Origin of the sequence: Nocardia colli, from assembly GCF_008704205.1 — a bacterium.
GTDB lineage: Bacteria > Actinomycetota > Actinomycetes > Mycobacteriales > Mycobacteriaceae > Nocardia > Nocardia colli.
Genome location: NZ_VXLC01000004.1, coordinates 722,054 through 742,032, shown reverse-complemented (window position 1 = coordinate 742,032; position 19,979 = coordinate 722,054). Strand labels below are relative to the sequence as shown.

At 68.4% G+C, this 19,979-nt stretch carries 19 protein-coding genes; 14 read left to right on the top strand and 5 right to left on the bottom strand.

Annotated elements, in window-relative coordinates; translation table 11 throughout:
- Nucleotides 1-2 precede the first annotated feature (2 nt).
- Together F3087_RS15430 and F3087_RS15425 are read left to right on the top strand one after the other, a co-directional pair.
- Nucleotides 3-1,652 (top strand): class I adenylate-forming enzyme family protein, encoded by a 1,650-nt coding sequence (locus tag F3087_RS15430; RefSeq protein ID WP_150402579.1) that lies wholly within the window; start codon nucleotides 3-5, stop codon nucleotides 1,650-1,652.
- A gap of 106 nt (nucleotides 1,653-1,758) precedes the next feature.
- A complete protein-coding gene (locus F3087_RS15425; RefSeq protein ID WP_191093969.1) occupies nucleotides 1,759-2,613 on the top strand; it encodes an alpha/beta fold hydrolase in 855 nt (284 codons plus the stop codon).
- A 9-nt stretch (nucleotides 2,614-2,622) separates the two neighbouring features.
- Here the strand turns inward: F3087_RS15425 and F3087_RS15420 are convergent, their stop codons facing one another.
- On the bottom strand, nucleotides 2,623-2,907 hold the full coding sequence (locus tag F3087_RS15420; RefSeq protein ID WP_150402577.1) for a hypothetical protein: 285 nt from the start codon (nucleotides 2,905-2,907) through the stop codon (nucleotides 2,623-2,625).
- A 203-nt stretch (nucleotides 2,908-3,110) separates the two neighbouring features.
- On the opposite strand from F3087_RS15420, the gene F3087_RS15415 reads away from it, so the two are divergent.
- Nucleotides 3,111-4,175 (top strand): DoxX family protein, encoded by a 1,065-nt coding sequence (locus F3087_RS15415; protein WP_150402576.1) that lies wholly within the window; start codon nucleotides 3,111-3,113, stop codon nucleotides 4,173-4,175.
- An 8-nt stretch (nucleotides 4,176-4,183) separates the two neighbouring features.
- Here F3087_RS15415 and F3087_RS15410 read toward each other — a convergent pair whose 3' ends face one another.
- Entirely contained in the window at nucleotides 4,184-4,615 is a 432-nt protein-coding gene (locus tag F3087_RS15410) for an STAS domain-containing protein (RefSeq protein WP_150402575.1), read from the bottom strand.
- Nucleotides 4,616-4,706: 91 nt separating this feature from the next.
- Here F3087_RS15410 and F3087_RS15405 point away from each other — a divergent pair, with 91 nt between their 5' ends.
- Complete coding sequence (locus tag F3087_RS15405; protein ID WP_223885080.1) at nucleotides 4,707-5,297, top strand: TetR/AcrR family transcriptional regulator; 591 nt, start codon at nucleotides 4,707-4,709, stop codon at nucleotides 5,295-5,297.
- Nucleotides 5,298-5,302: 5 nt separating this feature from the next.
- On the opposite strand, the gene F3087_RS15400 is transcribed toward F3087_RS15405, so the two are convergent.
- Nucleotides 5,303-5,980: a hypothetical protein gene (locus tag F3087_RS15400; protein WP_223885079.1), complete on the bottom strand. Its 678-nt coding sequence runs from the start codon at nucleotides 5,978-5,980 to the stop codon at nucleotides 5,303-5,305.
- Between the two features lie 298 nt (nucleotides 5,981-6,278).
- Here F3087_RS15400 and scoE point away from each other — a divergent pair, with 298 nt between their 5' ends.
- The 8 genes from scoE to F3087_RS15360 are packed head-to-tail and all read left to right on the top strand — an operon-like array spanning nucleotide 6,279 to nucleotide 16,798.
- Complete coding sequence (scoE, locus tag F3087_RS15395) at nucleotides 6,279-7,154, top strand: (3R)-3-[(carboxymethyl)amino]fatty acid oxygenase/decarboxylase (RefSeq protein ID WP_223885078.1); 876 nt, start codon at nucleotides 6,279-6,281, stop codon at nucleotides 7,152-7,154.
- Entirely contained in the window at nucleotides 7,151-7,690 is a 540-nt protein-coding gene (locus tag F3087_RS15390) for an FcoT family thioesterase (RefSeq protein ID WP_150402573.1), read from the top strand. Before scoE ends, F3087_RS15390 begins: the two co-directional genes overlap by 4 nt.
- Entirely contained in the window at nucleotides 7,687-9,225 is a 1,539-nt protein-coding gene (locus F3087_RS15385; protein ID WP_150402572.1) for a long-chain-fatty-acid--CoA ligase, read from the top strand. Before F3087_RS15390 ends, F3087_RS15385 begins: the two co-directional genes overlap by 4 nt.
- A 5-nt stretch (nucleotides 9,226-9,230) precedes the next feature.
- Nucleotides 9,231-9,467: a phosphopantetheine-binding protein gene (locus F3087_RS15380; protein ID WP_150402571.1), complete on the top strand. Its 237-nt coding sequence runs from the start codon at nucleotides 9,231-9,233 to the stop codon at nucleotides 9,465-9,467.
- A complete protein-coding gene (locus F3087_RS15375; protein ID WP_150402570.1) occupies nucleotides 9,431-13,903 on the top strand; it encodes a non-ribosomal peptide synthetase in 4,473 nt (1,490 codons plus the stop codon). Before F3087_RS15380 ends, F3087_RS15375 begins: the two co-directional genes overlap by 37 nt.
- Nucleotides 13,897-14,946 (top strand): ABC transporter substrate-binding protein, encoded by a 1,050-nt coding sequence (locus F3087_RS15370; protein WP_150402569.1) that lies wholly within the window; start codon nucleotides 13,897-13,899, stop codon nucleotides 14,944-14,946. The genes F3087_RS15375 and F3087_RS15370 overlap by 7 nt, the downstream gene beginning before the upstream one ends.
- Complete coding sequence (locus tag F3087_RS15365; protein WP_150402568.1) at nucleotides 14,943-16,013, top strand: FecCD family ABC transporter permease; 1,071 nt, start codon at nucleotides 14,943-14,945, stop codon at nucleotides 16,011-16,013. The genes F3087_RS15370 and F3087_RS15365 overlap by 4 nt, the downstream gene beginning before the upstream one ends.
- Nucleotides 16,010-16,798, top strand: coding sequence for an ABC transporter ATP-binding protein (locus F3087_RS15360; protein WP_150402567.1), 789 nt, complete (start codon nucleotides 16,010-16,012; stop codon nucleotides 16,796-16,798). The genes F3087_RS15365 and F3087_RS15360 overlap by 4 nt, the downstream gene beginning before the upstream one ends.
- A gap of 5 nt (nucleotides 16,799-16,803) precedes the next feature.
- Here the strand turns inward: F3087_RS15360 and F3087_RS15355 are convergent, their stop codons facing one another.
- A complete protein-coding gene (locus F3087_RS15355; RefSeq protein ID WP_150402566.1) occupies nucleotides 16,804-17,583 on the bottom strand; it encodes an SDR family NAD(P)-dependent oxidoreductase in 780 nt (259 codons plus the stop codon).
- Between the two features lie 87 nt (nucleotides 17,584-17,670).
- Between F3087_RS15355 and F3087_RS15350 the strand changes: the two genes are divergently transcribed.
- Nucleotides 17,671-18,522: a helix-turn-helix transcriptional regulator gene (locus tag F3087_RS15350; RefSeq protein WP_150402565.1), complete on the top strand. Its 852-nt coding sequence runs from the start codon at nucleotides 17,671-17,673 to the stop codon at nucleotides 18,520-18,522.
- Between the two features lie 4 nt (nucleotides 18,523-18,526).
- Here F3087_RS15350 and sigC read toward each other — a convergent pair whose 3' ends face one another.
- On the bottom strand, nucleotides 18,527-19,093 hold the full coding sequence (gene sigC, locus F3087_RS15345; protein ID WP_150402564.1) for an RNA polymerase sigma factor SigC: 567 nt from the start codon (nucleotides 19,091-19,093) through the stop codon (nucleotides 18,527-18,529).
- A gap of 141 nt (nucleotides 19,094-19,234) precedes the next feature.
- On the opposite strand from sigC, the gene F3087_RS15340 reads away from it, so the two are divergent.
- Nucleotides 19,235-19,978, top strand: a complete 744-nt coding sequence (locus F3087_RS15340; protein WP_191093967.1) for a zf-HC2 domain-containing protein — start codon at nucleotides 19,235-19,237, stop codon at nucleotides 19,976-19,978.
- The last annotated feature ends 1 nt before the right edge of the window (nucleotide 19,979 follow it).

Genomic DNA, 19,979 nt, shown 5'->3' with positions numbered 1-19,979 from the left:
ACATGACGAAGCCTTTCGACGCGCAGGCATTCGCCGCAGCCGCTGTGGCTCGGCTGACCGGTCCCGGTGGGCGATTCGAGATGGTGGTCGAGGACGTGCTCGGCGCACCGGTGCCGGTGCTGCGCAACCGCGGCAGGTCGCTCGGCGAGTTGGTGGCCGCGTCGGCGAGCTGGGGCGAGCGCGACTACCTCGTCAGCGAGGACACCCGGTTGTCCTTCGCCGAGCACGCGGCGGCGGTCGGCGCGCTGGCCAACGCGCTGCGTGATCGATACGGCATCGAAAAGGGCGACCGGATCGGCATTCTGGCCGCGAACACGCCCGAATGGGTCGTGACCTTCTGGGCGGCGCAGTGCCTCGGCGCGATCGCCGTGGGCTACAACGCGTGGTGGACGCCGCGCGAAATCGCCTACGGCGTCGAGCACACCACCCCCGCCGTGCTGATTGTCGACGCGAAACGCGCGGCACTGCTGGCAGAGTTGGATATTCGCGTGCCCGTGCTCACCATGGAGCACGACCTGCCCGCGCTGATCGCCGAATTCGCCGGCGGCACAACCCCGCTCGCCGAGGTGGAGGAGGACGATCCGGCGGTCGTCCTCTACACCAGCGGCACCAGCGGACGCCCCAAGGGCGCGGTGCACACGCAGCGGAACGTGCTGGCGGTCATCGGATACCACCGGTTCAACGACGCGCTCGCCGCCGAGTTCAGCGGCGCCACCGAACCGCCGAGCGGCCGCAGGTTCCTGCTCACCTCCCCGCTGTTCCACATCGCCAGCCTGCACAACCTGGTGGTGCCGCGCCTGGTGACCGGCGATACCTCGGTGCTCTATCAGGGTTCGTTCGACGGGGATCGGGTGCTGCGGCTGATCGAACGCGAACGCATCACCAACTGGGGCGCCATGCCGACCATGGCCACCCGGATGCTCGAACAGGATCTGTCCGGCTACGACCTGTCCTCGCTGGCCTCGTTCTCGCTCAACTCCGCGCCGTCCTCGGCCGCGCTGCAACATCAACTGCGCGAACAACTTCCGGTGGCCAAGACCGCGTTGGTGACCAGTTACGGCCTCACCGAATGCAGCACCGCGGCCACCCTGGCCAGTCCCGCCGAACTCGCCGCGTTCCCGGATACCGTGGGCCGCCCCGTCATCGGGGTCGCCGTGCAGGTGCGCGACAGCGCAGGCAACCCCGTGCCCGACGGGACCGAAGGCGAGATCTGCGTACGCAGTCAGTACGTGATGCTCGGCTATTGGAACGACGAGGCGGCGACCACCGCCGCGATCACCGCGGACCGCTGGCTGCGCACCGGCGATATCGGTGTGCTCACCGAGGGCAGGCTCCAATTGTCCGGTCGCCGTTCGGATCTCATCCTGCGCGGCGGCGAGAACGTCTACCCCACCGAGATCGAACAGTGCCTGGAGGAACATCCGGCGGTCCGCGAATGCGCGGTCGTCGGCGTACCGGACGCCGATCTGGGGCAGCAGGTCGCCGCGCTGGTAGTGGTCGAAAACCTTTCGGCGACAACCGAAGCGGAGCTGCGCGCGTTCGCCGCGGAACGGATCGCCTACTACAAGGTGCCGAACCGCTGGCGGCTCACCACCACCGCGCTGACCCGCAACGCGACCGGCAAGGTGGTGCGCACCGGCATCGAGGTGTGACCACTCCACACCAGAACCGCCGAAGTCCCAGCTCACTGCTTGACAACAACGTAAAATTGCAGCGGATCGGGCGACGTGTTCGCCCGGCCGCTCGCAAGGAGTCACTGTGGACATTTTCGAGCATCAGGGCAGGGCCGTGGCCTTCGAGCGCTCCGGTAGCGGCGCGCCGGTGGTCTTCCTGCACAACGCGGGCACCCAGCGCCGCATCTGGGACGACCAGGTGGCGACGCTGCGCCGCGACCACGAGGTGTTCGCCCTCGACCTGCCCGGATACGGCGAATCCGACCAGCCCGCGGACGGCTACCGGCTCGCCGACTACGTGCGGATGCTCGGCGCCTTCCTCGACGCCTACCGGCTCACCGACGTGGTCCTGGTCGGCAATTGCCTCGGCAGCGCCACCTCGCTGAGCTACACGATGAGCCACCAGGACCGGGTGCGGGCGCTCGTTCTGATCAACCCGCTGACCTGGGACACCGTCAGCTCCGGGCAGTCGGCGGCGATGGCCTGGGCGGATGCCCGGCTACCGCTCGGACCGCTGGCCCGCAGGCTCGCGCTGCCCGGTCGCGCGGTGTCGCTGATCGTCGGCAATCAGCTCGGGGCTCGCGGCAAGCGCCAAGGCCTGCAGCACTCCCCGCGCCTGCGCGCGCACTGGTCCGATCGCGGCCGCCTGCACGCGCTGCACGAGCTGGTCCAGGACTTCCCCACCTATGCCGCCCTGGACCGCTTCGACCCGCCGGCGGACTTCCCGCCGATCTGCACCATCTGGGGCAAGCAGAACCGCATCCTCTCGGCCCGCGCGGGCGCCCGGCTCAACCGCACCCTGCACGCCGAGACCGCGGTCGAGCTGCCGGACTGCGGTCACCTGCCCATGGTGGAGGACCCGGACCAGGTCACGTCGATCATCACCGAGTTCCTGACGACGACTCGGTCCAGCGTCCCGAAGGTGGTCGGCGGTCCCTGACCGCCCGGCTCACAGCGGCGCCGCGGTCGGATAGAGCTCGGTGAAGCTGTCCGACCGCACACCGCAACCGGCGCACTCGAATTCGACGCCGATGGTCAGCAACCAGTGGATCCGGGTGTGACACGTGTCGCACATGAAGTCGACGCCCTCGGCATGACAGCATGGCCGCTTGCGGATGAACCATTCGGCGCGATGCCGGCAGGGCACGGTATCGAAGCGAAAGGTGCAGCCCGGCGCGGCCGGGAGCGGGGCGACGATCGACTCGAAAGTCGTTGCGGCCGTGCTGGAGTTCATCGGCGGTACCTTCCGGCGGGGCATCTCGGTCGAGGACCGGCGGATCAGCTCGGATCCACCACCTGGTGATCGTTCGCTCAATATTTGCCGTTACCGGGTGTAGATTCTGTGTCCGATACGCCCGTAACTCCCCGCCCACCGGGTTTGATGCGACACCTTCCGGGAACCCGGTCGAATAGAGCCGTCGAGGAAAGGGATCCGTCATGTTGTTACGCCGACTTGCCCGCCCGCTTTTGGCCACTGTCTTCGTCGTGGAGGGTGTCGATACGTTGCGGCACCCGGAATCGCGCGTGAAGGCGGCGACCGAGCTGGTGCAGCGAGGCCAGCGTCAGCTTCCGGAGGAATATGCCGCGAAGTTGCCGAACGACCCGGGCACCGTTGTCCGGATCAATGCGGGTGCCCAGGTAGCTGGTGGTGTGCTGCTCGCGCTCGGCAAGGCGCCACGCCTGGCCGCGCTGGTCTTGGCCGCGACCGTCATCCCGGCCACGGTCACCGAGCAGGACTTCTGGAACGAACCGGACCCGGCGCAGAAGGCGATCAAGCGGAACGCGTTCCTCAAGGATCTCGGCCTGCTCGGCGGGCTGATGATCGCCGCGGCCGACACCGAGGGCAAGCCCTCGCTGGGCTGGCGCGGCAAGCGGGCCGCCAGGGATGCCGCGGCCACGGTGACCGCCGCGCTGCCGTTCACTGGCTCCTCGGAAAGCGCGACCGGTGAGGTGCTCAAGCGCCGGGCGCACGAAGTCGCCTCTGCGGCAGGCAGTCTCGGCAGTGCCGCGGCCGCCAAGGGGTCCGAGCTGGCCGAGACGGTGCAGCACCACGGCCCCGAATGGGCTTCTGCGGCAAAGGAACACGCCGCCCCACTGGCCGCGGCCGCGAAGGAACATGCCGCGCCGCTGGCCGAGACCGCCAAGGAACGCGGCGCGGAACTGGCCGACGTCGCCAAGCACCGCGGCGCCGAATGGGCCGAACTGGCGCGCGAGCGCGGACCGAAGTGGGCCGAGTTCGCCCGCGAGCGCGGCGCCGAGCTGGCGGAACTGGCCCGGGAACGCGGCGCGGAACTGGCCGACGTGGCCAAGCACCGCGGCGCCGAATGGGCCGAACTCGCCAAGGAGCGCGGCGCGGAGTTCGCCGAGGTCGCCAAGGAACGCAGTGCCGAGCTGGCCGACACCGCGCGCGAGCGCGGCCCGGAACTCGCCGATACCGCCCGCAAGCGCGGCGGCAAGTTCGCCGACACCGCTCGGCACCGGATGGAGAAAAGGCTGAACTGAGCCGAAAACTACGCCGTCTCTTCGTATCCGACGGCATGGTCGGCCAGCGCGGCGTCCAGCGACCGCACTCTGCGGAAGCTGGGCGCCAGGCCCGTCACCTCCAGCGCGCGATCGACACAGCGCACTGCGGTGATCAATACCATTCGGCGCCTGGCCTTTTCGGCTTGTGTCTGCGCATCCACCAGCACCCGCAGACCCGCGGCCGCCATGAAGGTCACCGGGGACAGGTCGAGTACGACCAGGACGGGTCCGGCGCCGAACAATCGGCAGAGTTGGTCACGGAAGCTCGGTGCGGTGCGCAGATCGATCTCGCCGTCCACCAGCATCATGGCGATGTCACGGCGCGGACAACACACCGAAAAACGAAGAACGTCAGGGACTTCCAGTACCGACCGGTCCAGAGGTGGGGTAGCGAACCGGTCGTCGTCGTTGCGGGACATATGCCGACTCCTCGGCCTGCCCCGCACGGGACAGACCTGTCTACCTAGTGAAGCATGGCAGGTCGGGTCTGTACAGCGTTATGGTAAGAGGGTGACGGCAAGCGACGACACGATTGTCGGTGCCCGCGAACGGATATTGTCCACTGCCTACGACTTGTTCACTCGCCGCGGCATCCGGGCGGTCGGCATCGATGAGGTGATCGCCAGGGCAGGCATCGCGAAAGCGACGCTGTACCGGCACTTTCGCACCAAGGACGAGTTGATCCTCGCGGTGCTGGAACGTCGCGAGCTCGTGTGGACCTTCGGCCTGGTCGAACAGCAGTCCAGCCGGCGCGGCAACACCGCGGAGGAGCGACTGCTCGCCATCTTCGACGTGCTCGACGACTGGTTCGGCACCGAAGGATTCGAGTCGTGCACGTTCATCAACGTGCTGCTGGAGCTGGGACCGGATCATCCGGCCGGGCGGGCCAGCATCGCCCATCTCGGCACCATCCGCGGCATCGTCCGGGCGCGCGCCGAGGAGGCGGGCCTGCGCGATCCGGACGACTTCGCCAGGTCCTGGCACATTCTGATGAAGGGCTCGATCGTCTCGGCCACCGAGGGCGACCGGCAGGCGGCGCGGCGGGCCCAATCGATGGGCCGGACGCTCATCGACAGCCATCGCGCCGAACCCGCGGCCTGAGCCGCTCAGCTCGTCGCCTGTTTGCCCAGCGCACCCGCGAACAACAGGCCGCCGATGATCGCGGCGGGGACGCCGAGCGCGATGGTGCCGATGATCGCGCCGATCGGGGCCGCGGCGGCGCCGGTGACCAGGCAGCCGCCGAGGAATCCGGGGACGGCCAGCACGCCGATCGTCGGAACCGCCGCGGCCGCACCGACCAGGGCGCCGCCCGCGACGCAGCCGATACCCGCGCCGATCGTGGTGCCGATCAGCGTGCCGAGCGCGACGCCGAGGGCGGCCACCGTGGCGAAGTTCATCACCGCGATGTTGAAGTCGGTGGATTGCGGGTCGATCGCGATGTCGCGCAACTCGACCGGCGCGGGCCGGGCGGCGGCCGGGTCGGTGTCCGGGGTCAGGGTGGCGGTGTTGCCGACGATCTTCGCTGTGATCGGCCACACCTTGTTGTCGCGTTGATAGCTGAGCGGCATCGAAACGAGTAGGCGTCCGGTGTCATCGGCGAACCGGAATTGCCCGTCGGCCACGGTCAGCGCGCCCGCGTCGGTGCTCAGCACCACCGATTTGTCGACCACGCTTGCGGTGTAGTGGATTTCGGGCGTTCCCGGGCCGGCATGCGACGTGCCCGCCGAACCGGCCAGTGCGGCAACCATGCACGCGGCCAGCGTTACCAATGTTGTTCTGCCCATGGGGATCCCTCATCTTCTCGCCTCGGCACAATCCGGGCGTGCGGTCGCCAGTACGCCGACGGCGCACTGTTGAGTACGAAAGGTGTTGCAGAGAAGCACTATTGGCGAATCAGCCGAGACTGGTCGGGTCGCCGTGCGCAGCGGTGATCGCTACCGCGGAAGGACGCTAGCCCCAGTCGGGTTCGCGATGCAACCACTGCTCGCGCAGTGTCGGCCAGGTCACAATATTTGCGGAAGGACGGGCAAATCACTCGAAATTGCCGGGAACTACAGGGCGTAGTGGGCCGACTAAGTGGCTATGCAGCGAACAGCCATGCGGATCAGCCCGCAGGGAGACTTCGGTGTGGTGGTCGAGGACTTCGACCCCACATCCCTCGATGACATCCGTGCGGTCAAGCGTGCCGTGTACCGCGAGCGGATCGCGGTGGTCAAGGGCATCGAGCTCGATCCGCACCAATTCGTCGCGCTGGCAAGCGGTTTCGGCGAGCCGATCCGGTACTACGAGCCGATCTACCACCACCCGGACGTGCCCGAGGTGTTCGTGTCGTCGAATGTGGATACCGGCAAGCAGCGGGTCGGTGTGCCGAAGACCGGGAAGTTCTGGCATTCGGACTACCAGTTCATGGCCCGTCCGTTCGACCTGACCTTCACCCACACCCAGGTGGTGCCGACGCACAGCCGGGGCACCTATTTCATCGACCTGGCTCGCGCGTATCAGCAGCTCAGCCCCGAATTGCGGGCATCGGCCGCCGCTACGGTGGCGACGCACAGTGTCCGCCGCTACTTCAAGATCCGGCCGAGCGATGTCTATCGGCCCATCTCGGAGTTGCTCGCCGAGATCGACCGCAAGACGCCGCCGGTGACGCTGCCGACGGTGCACCCGCACCCGCACACCGGCGAGCCGATCGTGTATATCAGCGAGGGCCTCACCGAGTCGATCACTGCGGCCGACGGCACCGACCGGCCCGATCTGCTGCACGAACTACTCACTGCCACAGGTCAACTCGATGACACCTTCGAGCATCCGGCGATCCGGTTGCAGACCTTCGAGCGGGGCGACCTGCTCATCTGGGACAACCGCAGCCTGGTGCATCGGGCACTGCACAACTCGACCTGCGAACCGGCCGTGTCGCATCGGGTCACGGTGTACGACGACGAGGGCATCCCGGCATGACCGGCGAGGTGTTCCCGAACGATCCGGTGCTGCTGTCGGAGGTGCTGCGCTGTTACAAGCCGCATTGCCGGTATCTGCGTGAGCTGACGGTTCAGGCGCAGGGCGAGAAAGCCTCCGCCACTGGCACATTCGAGATTCCCGAGTCCTGCTACATCGATGCGACCGGGCACCTCAATTCGGTCGAGGTGAACATCTGCTACAACCAGATGCTCTATCAGACCATCGCAATGCTGGTGCGCCACGGTGCCGGGCCGCTGTTCGGCGGGTGGACCATGGACGACTACTGGCGGCGTCAACTGCCCGACATCCTGATCACCCGGCTCGACAGCGAGTACCGGCGGCCGATCGATCCGCGGCGGTTCTACGGCGAATTCGCCCTGGGCGGCAGCCAGGAACGCACGCGCGCGAGCGACGGCGAGCCGTTCACCTCGCTGGACACGTCGTTCCGGTGCTGGGACGACAACGGCGGGCAGTGCGCGGGCACCGTCCGCTTGGCCATCGTGAACGCGGCGCGACCGCTCGGAGCCGCGCTGTGAGCGCACCCACCGTGACCTCGATCCTGGACGAGCACGCGCGCAATCGGCCGGACACGCTGGCCATCGCGTGTGCCGGGGTGGGACTCGACTACGCGCGGCTGCGCGCCGACAGCATCCGGCTGTCCCGCGCGCTGCGGGCCCTCGGTATCGGCAAGCGCAGCCGGGTGGCCTATCTGGGCAAGGAATCCGTCTACTACTACGGCCTGTTCTTCGCCTGCGCGCGACTCGGCGCGGTGCTGGTGCCGATCAACTTCCGGCTGACCGCGCCGGAGGTCGAGCACATCATGCGCGATTCGGGCAGCGCGCTGGTGCTGGTCGACGCCGACACCGCCGACATCGCCCGGTCGGCCGCGCCGCACGTACACGCGGTCCGGCTGGACGGCGAGGAGTTCGGCGACTGGCTGGCCGGGATCGCCGACCCGGATCTCGGCGAACGACCGTCGGGACGTGACGACGCGGTCATCCAGCTGTACACCAGCGGGACCACCGGGCTGCCCAAAGGTGTTGTACTGGCCCAGCGCAGCTTCTTCGCGATCGCGGAGGCGCTGGACGAGTCCGGGCTGGATTGGCTCGGCTTCCGCGACGGGGATCGCAATCTCATCGGCATCCCGGGCTTCCACGTCGGTGGAATCTGGTGGGCAATGCAGGGTTTCGCGGCGGGGATCACCAATGTGGCGATGCCCCGATTCGACAGCAGCACCGCGGTGGCGATCATCGAAGAGGCGCGGATCACCACGATGTGCGTCGTCCCGTCGATGCTGCGGCTGATCCTCGGCGAGCCGCGGGTCACGCCGGAGGCGCTGGGCTCGGTGCGCAAGGTCGTCTATGGCGGATCACCCATTTCGGCGACGCTGCTGCGGGAAGCGTTGGAGCTCTTCGGCGCCGAGTTCGCGCAGATCTACGGGCTGACCGAGACCGGGAACACCGCGATCTGCCTGCCGCCGCAGGAGCACGTGGCGGGCAATCCGCGGTTGGCCGCCGCCGGTCGGCCGTATCCCGGTCTGTCCGTGCGGATCATCGACGTATCCGGCGCGGAGCGGCCGGCCGGGGAGGTCGGGGAGATCTGCCTGCACTCGCCCGCCGCCATGCTCGGATATTGGAACCTGCCGGAGGCGACGGCCGAAACCCTGATCGACGGCTGGATTCACACCGGGGACGCCGGATACGTCGACGCCGACGGCTACCTGTACATCCGGGATCGGTTGAAGGACATGATCATTGTCGGCGGCGAGAACATCTATCCCGCCGAGATCGAGAACGCCCTCGCCCGCCACCCGGCCGTGGCGGACACAGCGGTGATCGGCGTGCCGGACGACGTGCTCGGCGAATCGGTGCACGCGTTCGTCGCGTGCCGGCCGGGCGAGCAGGTCCGGGTGCGCGAGCTGATGACGTTCTGCCGGGAACACCTGGCGTGGTTCAAGATTCCGGTGCGCTTCGAGTTCGTCGAACGCATTCCGCGCAATCCGAGCGGCAAGATTCTGCGCTGGCAGCTGCGCGACCGGTTCTGGGCCGAGCGGGAGAGACAGGTCAACTGAGCGCGATGGAACCACTCACCTACGACACCGTCCGGGCGGATATCGCCGATCTGCTGTATCTGGAGCCGGACGAGTTGGACGACACCGACGATCTGTTCGCCGCTGGACTGGATTCGGTGCGGTTGATCGGATTGATCGAACGCTGGAAATCTCGCGGTGCCGCACCGGCTTTCGTGGATCTGGCGGAGAATCCGACGCTCGCCGCATGGTGGGCATTGCTCGCGCCACGGGCCGCGCCGTGAGTTCCGCCCGGCCGTTGACCTCCGCGCAGTTGGGCGTCTGGCTCGGGCAGCAGCTCGATCCGACCGCCGCGGTCTTCAATATCGCCGAGTATGTGGAGATTTCCGGGGCGATAGCGGTGGGTCACCTGGTGAACGCCATCCGTTCGGCGGTCGATGAGGCTGCGGCGCTGCATGTTCGGTTCGTCGAGGACGGGCCGGGGCAGGTTGTGGAGTCTCCCGCATGGGAGGTCCGAGTGGTGGACGTCTCGGAGGAGTCGGATCCGCTGCGGGCCGCGCTGGATCTGATGAATCGGGATGTCTCGCAACCGGTGTCCCTGACCGGCGACGTTCTGTTCGCGCACATCGTGTTTCGGCTCGATGCCCGGCGGACGCTCTGGTACCACCGGGTGCATCACATCCTGCTCGACGGCTACGGCATGGCGCTCATCGCGCGGCGTGTTGCCGAGCTGTACTCGGCGTTCGTCGCTGGAACCTTGCCACCCGCTTATGCATTCGGGTCTTGGGACGCTGTCGTGGCAGCGGACGCCGCCTATGCAGAGTCTGCGGATCTCGATCGTGATCGTAAGTTCTGGCTCGACTACCTCCGCGATCGTCCTGCACCGGTGACCTTGTCCGGTGCGGCACCGCGCTCGACATCGGTTGCGGGCCGGGCGCTTCGGGAGTTCACCACCCTCGATACCGAGACGGTCGCACTGTTACGCCGCGTCGCGGAGACCTCGCGCGCCAACTGGACCGATGTGCTGACCGCCGCGATTGCCGCGTACGTGCACCGAATGACCGGGGCAGCCGAGGTGTGTCTCGCGCTGCCGGTGATGCTGCGGACCGGCACGCCCGCACTGCGGGTGCCGTGCATGACGCTCAACGGTGTCGCCCTGTGGGCCGACTTCGCGGACGATCCGACCCTGATCGACCTGACCGGGCGGGTCGCCCGTCACCTGGTGCGCAGCCGGCGCCATCAGCGCTACCGCAGCGAGCAGGTGCGCCGCGACCTGGGCCTGGTCGGCAGCGATCGCAGCATGTACGGGCCGTCGGTCAACCTCATGCTGTTCGACTACGATCTCCGCTTCGGTGAGTGTGCCGGCGCGGTGCACAACGTCACCGCGGGCATGATCGACGACCTGGTCTTCAACCTCTACGACCGGATCGACGGCGCCGGTCCGACGCTATACCTCGACGGGCACCCGGGCGCGTATACGGCGGTCGAGTTGGCCACCCACCTGCGGCGCTTCACGACCTTCCTCCGCCGGATCCTGGACCGACCGGATCAACCACTCGATGCGGCCGATCTGTTTCTGCCGGGCGAACGAGAGTGGGTGCACGCCAACAGCCGTGGCATCGATCGCCCTCGGCCCGACAGCACCGTGCCCGACCTGCTTGCCGCGCAGGTAGCCCGCACCTCGACCGCAGTCGCGCTCGTTGCCGACGGCGCGAGGCACACGCTCACGTATGCCGAACTGGCCGCACGGACACGAGAAATCAGTGCCGCGCTGACGACCGCAGGTACCCGTCGCGGCGATGCCGTAGCGGTACTGCTTCCGCGCACCAGTGACGCGATCGCCGCGTTGTTCGCCGTACTCGCGTGTGGTGCAACGTATGTTCCGCTGGATCCCGGACAGCCGGCTCCACGTTCGGCGCTGCTCCTCGAAGGACTAGAGGGCGGCGGGGCAGAGCTCAGCGCCATCATCACTACGACCGCGCTGGCCGTGCCGATACCGGACGCGCTGCTACACCGCGCTCTCCTGCTCGATGAATTGCCCGTCACCACAACCACATCGGCTATAGCCGGGGACGCACAGTCGAACGCAATCCCCGATTCGACGAGCGCGGCTCGATCCGGCCCCGTGAACCCGGCGAGGGCCGCCGTGCCCCTGCGTGCGCACCCGCCGACCCGGCTACACCCCGAGCAACCGGCGTGGGTCATCCACACCTCGGGCACCACCGGAACTCCTAAGGCCGTGCTGATTTCGCATCGGTCGGTGGCGAATCTGTACCACCATCATCGCGAGAATCTGATCGAGCCCGCGGTGGCGGCACGCGGCGGGCGGCGGATGCGGGCCGCGCTGACCGCGTCGATGACGTTCGATACCGCGTGGGAAGGGCTGCTCTGGCTGCTCGCAGGACACGAGCTGCACTTCATCGACGACGATTTACGGCGCGACCCGGACGGTCTGGTGCGCTACATCCGGGACCAGCGCATCGATTTCCTCGATGTCACACCGACTTTCGCACGAGAACTGCTGAATGCCGGACTTCTCACCGGAGCCCATCGTCCGACGGTGATCGCGCTCGGCGGCGAGGCCGCCGATCCGGCGCTGTGGACCGCACTGCGCGCCGAGCCCGGGCTTGCGGTTTACAACCTGTACGGCCCAACGGAATGCACGGTCGACGCGACCTGGACGGGCATCGAAGCGCATCCCCAACCGTCCATCGGGGTTCCGGTCACCAACGGCCGCTGTTATGTCCTCGATCGAAGCCTGCAGTTGGTGCCGCCGGGGGTTGTCGGCGAACTGTATGTCGGTGGAATACCGGTCGGGCAAGGGTATCTCGGACAACCGGCGGCGACCGCGACGCGATTCGTGGCGGATCCGCTCGCCACGACGGGAAGCCGCCTCTACCGCACCGGAGATCTGGTGCGGTGGCACAGGGACGGTCACCTCGAATACCTCGGTCGTGGCGACAGCCAGATGTCGTTGCGCGGCTATCGGATCGAGGTCGGCGAGGTGGAAGCGGCACTTGCCGCCCATGCGCAGGTCGATGCCGCCGCAGTGCGCATTCACGCGGAAGTCCTAGTTGCCTACGTCGTGCCCACCCAGGGAGCAGGGGAACCCGAGACCCAGTCACTACGGCTGCACATGGCCGGTCGACTACCGGACTACATGGTGCCGTCGGTGTACGTCACGCTGGATCGCCTGCCGCACACCACGAACGGAAAGCTGGACCGCGCGGCACTCCCCACACCGCCGGATGCCGAGTTCACCGATCGACCCGCCGGCACTCCCACCGAACGCGCCCTGGCCCGGCTCTTCGCCGAAGCGCTCGAGGTCGAGTCGGTCGGCATCGATGACGACTTCTTTGCCCGCGGTGGGCATTCGCTGCGCGCGGCGCGGGTGCTGAACGGGATCCGGGAAGCCTTCGGGATCCGGTGGGATCTGCGCGCCATGTTCGACACCCCCACCGTCGCCGGGCTGGCCGAACGTCTCGATTCAGGCCGGGACCGTGCCGAATCGACCTGGACCGCCGCCGATCTCGAAGCAGACACCCAGCTCGACAACACCATCCGGGCAACGGCCGAAGCACCGGCGATGTTGCGTACGGTGTTGCTCACCGGCGCAACCGGGTTCCTCGGAGCGTTTCTGCTCGCAGCTTTGCTCGAACGTACCGACTTACACGTGTGCTGCTTGGTGCGAGCAGACGACGATCGCGCGGCCCTGGATCGAATCGAATCTGCCTTCGCCCGTTATGGTCTCGACACCACGTGGACAGACGGCGGTCGAGTCATCGCGGTCGCGGGTGACCTCGCCCTCCCCCAATTCGGCCTGGCTCCCGAGCGCTACCAGGACCTGGCTGACACCGTCGACGTCATCCTCCACAACGGTGCCCGCGTCCATCACTTCGAGCCGTACTCACGCCTGCGCCCGGCGAATGTCGAAGGCACCGAACGCATCCTGCGACTCGCGACCACCGGCACACCGAAGGCGGTCCACTTCGTCTCCTCCATCGACACCGCCATCGCTGTCGACGGCAATCCGCCGATCCTCACCGAAGACCGCCGAGTGGCCGCGACTTCGTTGCCGCACAACGGATACGTGGCCAGCAAATGGGTCGCGGAGGGCCTGATGTACGCCGCCGCCGACCGCGGCATTCCGGTCACGGTGTATCGCCCCGGGCGCATCGGCGGCCACTCCACGACCGGAGCCTCCGGCCCCGACGACGCATTCTGGAGCCTGGTCCGCGCGATGGTCGTCCTCGAGGCCGTACCGGCGGAGATCTACGACACGGGCAGCATCAACCTGACGCCGGTCGACTGGGTCGCCGCCACCATCACTCACCTTGTCGCCCACCGGCCTACAGCCCGGACGTTCCATCTGACCAGCCAACGCTCACTGACGTTCGCCACTGTCGTAGACGCATTACGCGACCGCGGCTACCCGGTCGAGGCCATCCCCGCACCGATCTGGCACGCACGCCTGACCGCGATGGCGGATCGCGCGTCAGCACAGAACGACCACTCCTTGACCATCGCCCGCGCCCACACCGCCCACTTGGCCCCGGCCGGCGACGCCGTCATCTACGGCCGAGACGGCCTCATCGATTCGGTAGTCCCCCAACCGGATTTCGCCACGGCACTAACCGCCGGAATCGACTACCTGATCGAAACCCGATTCCTCCCACCGCCGCCTGCCCTGGCGCACCGATCGAGAAGGCACCCATGCTGATGAAACGCGCGCTGCTCCTGGCACTGGCGGCAAGCACGCTGGCCGTCACCGGCTGCACCACCTCGGTGCCCGAGGCGACCGACAACAAGCCGGCATCCGCAACCGAAGGCGTCACCAAATACCCGGTGTCCCTGGAGAACTGCGGCAAGACCTACACGTTCACCGAGGCACCCAAGCGGGTCGTCGTGATGAACGGCGGTTCCGTCGGCGAGGTCTCCTCGCTGGTCGCGCTCGGCGTCGCCGACCGCGTGGTCGCCAACGCACAGTCCTACGGCACCTCCGACGTGCCGGACCGCGCCGCCGCCATCGATGCCCTCCCGACCGGCAACATCACCCCGAACAGCCTCCAGGACATCCCCAGAGAGGCGATGCTGAACCAGCACCCGGACCTGGTGATCTCCACCGGCGGTGGCGGTTTCGCCGCCGACCAGGGCTTCGCGACCCGCGATGAACTGGCCGCCGCCGGCGCCAATACCTATGTGCCCCGGGCGAACTGCGGCGTGACCGGCGCCGTCACCGGCACACCGACGATCGAGGACAGCTACGCCCTGCTGCGCGACCTCGGCACCATCTTCGACGTGCCGAGTCGAGCCGAACGCCTCATCGCCGATGCGCAGAAGGCCGTCGCGGAGACGGCGACCCGGGTCGCCGGGCAGCCGAAGAAGAACGTGCTGCTCGTCTTCCCCGGCATGGGCATGGGCGGCGACTCGGACTTCTCCGCGATCGCCGCGGGCGGCATCTGGAACGACGTGATCGACAAGGCCGGCGGGGTGAATCCGTTCAACCGCGACGACGGCACCACCTTCGTGACGATCAGCAAGGAACAACTCGCGGTGACCCCGATCGACGGACTCGTCGTGATCAACTATCGCAGCCCCGACATCGACGCGGTCGCCAAGCGGATCCTCGACCAGTTTCCGCAGTGGAGCGCCACCAAGTCGAATAACTATGCGGTGCTGTCGGATTCGATCTACCTCGGCCCGAGCAACGACCTCGCCGTGCAACGCATCGCGAAACTGGTGCACCCCGAGCAGTTCCGATGATCCGTAGGAGCGGAGCCACCGACAGCCGGAGCGCCACTCGCCCGCCGCTGGCGGCGGCGCCGCTGCCGATCGCGCTCGCCGTGTCGGCGGCGGTGCTGCTGGCCGTGATGCTGCTGTCGATCGCGGCGGGCTCGGTCACCGTGTCCGCCGCCGACACCGGCCGGGTGATCCTGGCCCACTTGTCCGGCAAGACGGCCGATGTCGGCTTCACCGTCGACCAGATCGTCTGGAACTACCGGCTGCCCCGGGTGATCCTGGCCGCGCTGTGCGGCTGCGGTCTCGCGGTGGCGGGTGTGATTCTGCAAGCGCTGGTGAACAATCCGCTGGCCGACCCGTACGTGCTCGGGCTGTCCTCCGGTGCGTCGCTCGGCGCGGTGACCGTGGTCGTCACGGCGGGCGGCGTGCTGGGCGGCATCGGGGTGTCCGCCGCGGCGTTCTGCGGTGCGATCGCCACCATCGCGGTGGTGTTCCTGCTCGGACAGCAGCGCGGCAGGCTGGTGCCGATCCGGTTGGTCCTGGCCGGCGTCGCGGTCGGCTATCTGCTGCTGGCGGCCACGAACTATCTCCAGCTGCGCGCGACGCCGAATGAGCTACGCGCGGTGATGTTCTGGACGATGGGCAGCGTCGCCGGGGCGAGCTGGGATCGGCTCGGACCGGTCACCGTGGTGGTGCTGGCGACCGTCGCCGTCGTGCTCGCCTTCGGCCGTCGGCTCAACGTGCTCGGCACCGGCGACGAACAGGCCACCGCGCTCGGCGTCGACGTGCGCACGCTGCGGATCATCCTGCTGGTGCTGGCCTCGCTGCTGACCGGGGTGCTGATCGCGGTGGCCGGCGGAATCGGCTTCGTCGGCTTGATGATTCCGCACCTGGTCCGCCTCGCCTTCGGGCAGGATCACCGGCGGGTGCTGCCGCTGTCCGCGCTGGTCGGCGCCGCGTATCTGGTTGCGGTGGACTTGCTTTCGCGCACCATCGACGCGCCGAACGAGTTGCCGCTCGGCATCTTCACCGCCGCGTTCGGCGCCCCGTTCTTCCTCTGGCTGCTGCGGCGCAACGGTGGACTGACATGAGCGCCGCAGCCGAATTGTCCGTCGCCGGAGTGAGTGTCACGTTCGGTGCGGCCCCCGTGCTCGACCAGGTGACCCTGCACGCGCCACCGGGCACGGTCGTCGGCATCGTCGGCCCCAACGGCAGCGGCAAGACCACACTGCTGCGCACCATCTATCGATCGCTGCAACCTGCCGCGGGCATCGTCACGATCGATGGCGCCGATATCTCCGGGATGTCCATCCGCGCCGCGGCCCGTACCACCGCGGCGGTGCTCCAGAATGGTTCGGGTTCAACGGAACTCACGGTCGCCGAGGTGGTCGGCCTCGGCCGCAATCCGCATCACGGCCTGTTCAGCCGGGACACCGCGACCGACCACGACGCCGTCGCCGACGCCATGGACCGCACCGGCGTCACCGCCTACGCCGACCGTGCCATCGGCTCCCTGTCCGGCGGCGAACGCCAACGTGTCCTGCTCGCCCGAGCACTCGCGCAACAACCGCGGCTGCTCGTGCTCGACGAACTGACCAACCACCTCGACGTCCGGGCCCGCTTCGAACTACTCGACCTGATCCGCTCGACCGGCATCACCACCCTGGCGGTGCTGCACGAACTCGACCTCGCCGTCCGCTGCTGCGACCGGTTGGTCGTGCTCGATCACGGCAGCGTCGTCGCGGCGGGCGAGGTGCTGGAAGTGATGACGCCAGAACTACTCCGGACAGTGTTCGGCGTACACGCCACCACTACCCGACACGACGACAGCATCATCCGATTGCACTACGCCGCAAAGCCTTTGGCCGACCCCTGACTTGTTCAGGCGCGCATACCGCCATCGACGCGCAGCACGGTGCCGGTCACGTAGGACGAACGGTCGCTGAGCAACCACGCGGCGGCCTGGGCGATCTCGTCCGGGTCCGCCGCACGACGCAGCGGCGTGACCGCGTTGAGCCGCTCGATGACGCCGGGCGAGCCCGCTTCCCAGTCCTGGATCATCTCGGTCAACGTGGTGCCGGGCGCGATCGCGTTCACCCGGATCCCTTCCGGGCCGTAGGTGACCGCCGCCGATTCGGTGAGGCTGTTGACCGCCCGCTTCATCGCTCCGTAGGCGGGCAGTTCCGGGTTGCCCATCAGACTGCCGACGCTGGAGGTATTGACGATGGCGCCGGTGCCGGCAGTCGCCCGGATGGCGGCGATCTCGGCGACCATGGCCAGCCACAGACCCTTGAGGTTCACGGCGTAGACGTAGTCGAAATCCGCCTCCCGCACCTGGTCCATCGGGCCGGGCGGCACCCCGGCCGCGCCGTTGTTGAAGGCGACGTCGAGCCGGCCGTGCCGGTCGATTACGTGGTCGACGGCGGCGCGCACACCGTCCGGGTCGGCCAGGTCGCACACCACATAGTCCGCGATACCGCCCGTCGCACTGATCTCCTCGGTCACCGCCTTCAGCTGTGTTTCCGTCCGGGCCGCGAGCACCACCCGGGCGCCCTCCCTGGCGAACAGCCGCGCCGCGGCGGCGCCGATGCCGCGTCCGGCACCGGTGATGAAGGCGACCTTGTCGGCCAAGAGGCCGGTAGTGGCGATTGTGTTGTCCATGGCATCGAGCCTCGGCCCGGACCCCGGGCCGAGCCAGGTACCGGCTGTACCTGGCTCGGCTCCGCGACATTGGAGCACACTGAAGCGGTGGACAGACGAGAACTGGCGGACTTCCTGCGCAGCAGGCGCGAGCGGATCACCCCGGCCGACGTGGGTCTGCCCGCCGGACCACGCCGCCGCACCCCGGGCCTGCGCCGCGAGGAAGTGGCACAGCTGGCTTTCATCTCGACCGAGTACTACACCCGGCTGGAGCAGGCGCGCGGCCCGCGCCCGTCCCCCGAGGTGCTGAGCGGTCTGGCCCGCGCGCTGCGCCTGTCGAACGCCGAGCGCGACCATCTGCACCACCTCGCCGGAACACCGCCGGGCCCACCGGCCGGGCCGTCGCGCGAGGTCCGGCAGAGCATCGTCGACCTGCTGCATCGGCTGCCGCTGGCCGCGGCGGTCGTGCTGTCCGCGACGTACGAGGTGATCGCCTGGAACGACCTGGCGGCCGCGTTGATGGAGGACTTCTCCGCGCTGTCGCGACGCGACCGGAACCTGGTGCGGCGGGCCTTCCTCGGGCCGAGCCCGCACGGGCGGCGGCTGTACGGGGTGTCGGACGCGGACGCGTTCGCCCGCAGCGCGGCCCAGGAACTCCGCGCGACCGCCGCTCGCTACTCCGGCGATCCCGAGGTGACCGAGCTGGTCGCCGAACTCCTCGCCGGCAGCCCGGAATTCGCCCGGCTGTGGGCGTCACACGACATCCGGGCCGAGCCGACGCTGTGCAAGATCTTCGAGCATCCGCTGGTCGGTCCGATCGCCGTCAACTGCGATGTGCTCGACGTCGCCGATCGAGATCAGCGCGTCGTGATCTACACCGCCACGCCCGGCTCCCCGGCCGAGCAAGCGTTACAGCTGCTCTCGGTCATCGGCACACAGCGCATGGACGCTACGCCGTGAATACTCAGCCGTTGGCGCTGCGCCGTACGCCGAAACGCGTTGCGGCAACTAGATCTTCGCGGCCGCGAGCCACCCGGGAGCGGACGGTGCCGACCGGGCAGCCGCAGACTGCCGCGGCCTCGGCGTAGGACAATCCCAGCACCTGGGTGAGCACCAGCGCCTCGCGCCGCTCGGGCGCGAGATCGTCCAGCAGCAGGTTGAGTTCGACGATCTCGGTCAGTCCGTCGCGCCGGGGCACCTGCCGGTCGGCGGCCGCGACCCAGTCGACGCCGTGCGCGATCTTCGGCCGGGCCACCGCCATCCGCACCTGATCGACCACGACCCGGCGCGCGATGGACAGCAGCCAGGTGCGCGCGCTGGCGCGGCCCTCGAAACGTTTGATGCTGCCGAGCGCCCGCAGGTAGGTCTCCTGGGTCAGGTCGTCGGCCCGGCCGACCTCGGTCAGATGGGCGAGCAGTCGCCACACATCCTTCTGGGTGGCCCGGATGAAACCTTCCAGTGCCCGCCGGTCGCCACGCGCCGCGGCCAGAGCCAGGCGGGTCGTCTCGTCATCCTCGGCGGGCGTCGGCATGGTGTCGACAATAACCCTCGCCTACCGGTGTGCCGGACCGGCCCGGCGGAGGTAACGCAGGTCACCACGGGGCCGCAGTGAGCGGCGCCACGATGGGCAACCGCCGGGAACTTCGGGGTCCGGGTAGACGACAATCTGGACGTGGAGTGCAAAGTGTGCCGGACGGCGCTGTCGGCCCGGATCGACGGCGAGCGCGAAACCGTTCCCGCCACCCGGGTGGATGAGCATCTGGAGCGGTGCGCCGACTGCTGCTCCTGGTACGTCGCCGCGGTGGAGACCTCGAAGCAGTTGCGCGGCGCCTCGTCCTACGCGCCGGACCTGACCGACGCGATCTTCGCCGCCGCCGAGTTGGAGCGGCCGCAGCCATCACCGCTGGCCAGACTGCGCGCCGCCGTGCCGACCTCACGAATCGCGTTGTCCCGTGTCCTGCTCGGCTTGCTCGGCGTTTTGCAATGCGCGTTGGCGCTGGCCCAGCTGGCCGGGCTCGACTTCGGCATGAGCCATCACCACGGCGCCGAGATGACCCGGCACCTGCTCAACGAGAGCACCGCGTGGAGCCTGGCCATCGGCGTCGGATTCATCTACTGCGCGCTGCGGCCGCACGCCGCGGCAGGCGTGCTGCCTGTACTCGGAGTGCTGGTCGCTGCATTGAGCGCGTTCGTCGTGTCCGATCTCTACTCCGGCGTGGTGCCGGTGTCCCGAGTTCTGTCGCACGGCCTGCTTGTCGTCGCCTTGGCCCTGGTCGTGGTCGTCCACCGCACGCGCCGCCCGGAAACCTCCCCGCCGACCAGCGACCGCGTCCCCGTCGACCTGGTGCTGCCGCCGGGCGCTCAGCTCGGCCGCCGCACCCGCCACCTCCGCTCGACCCAAGATCCCGCCGCCTGAA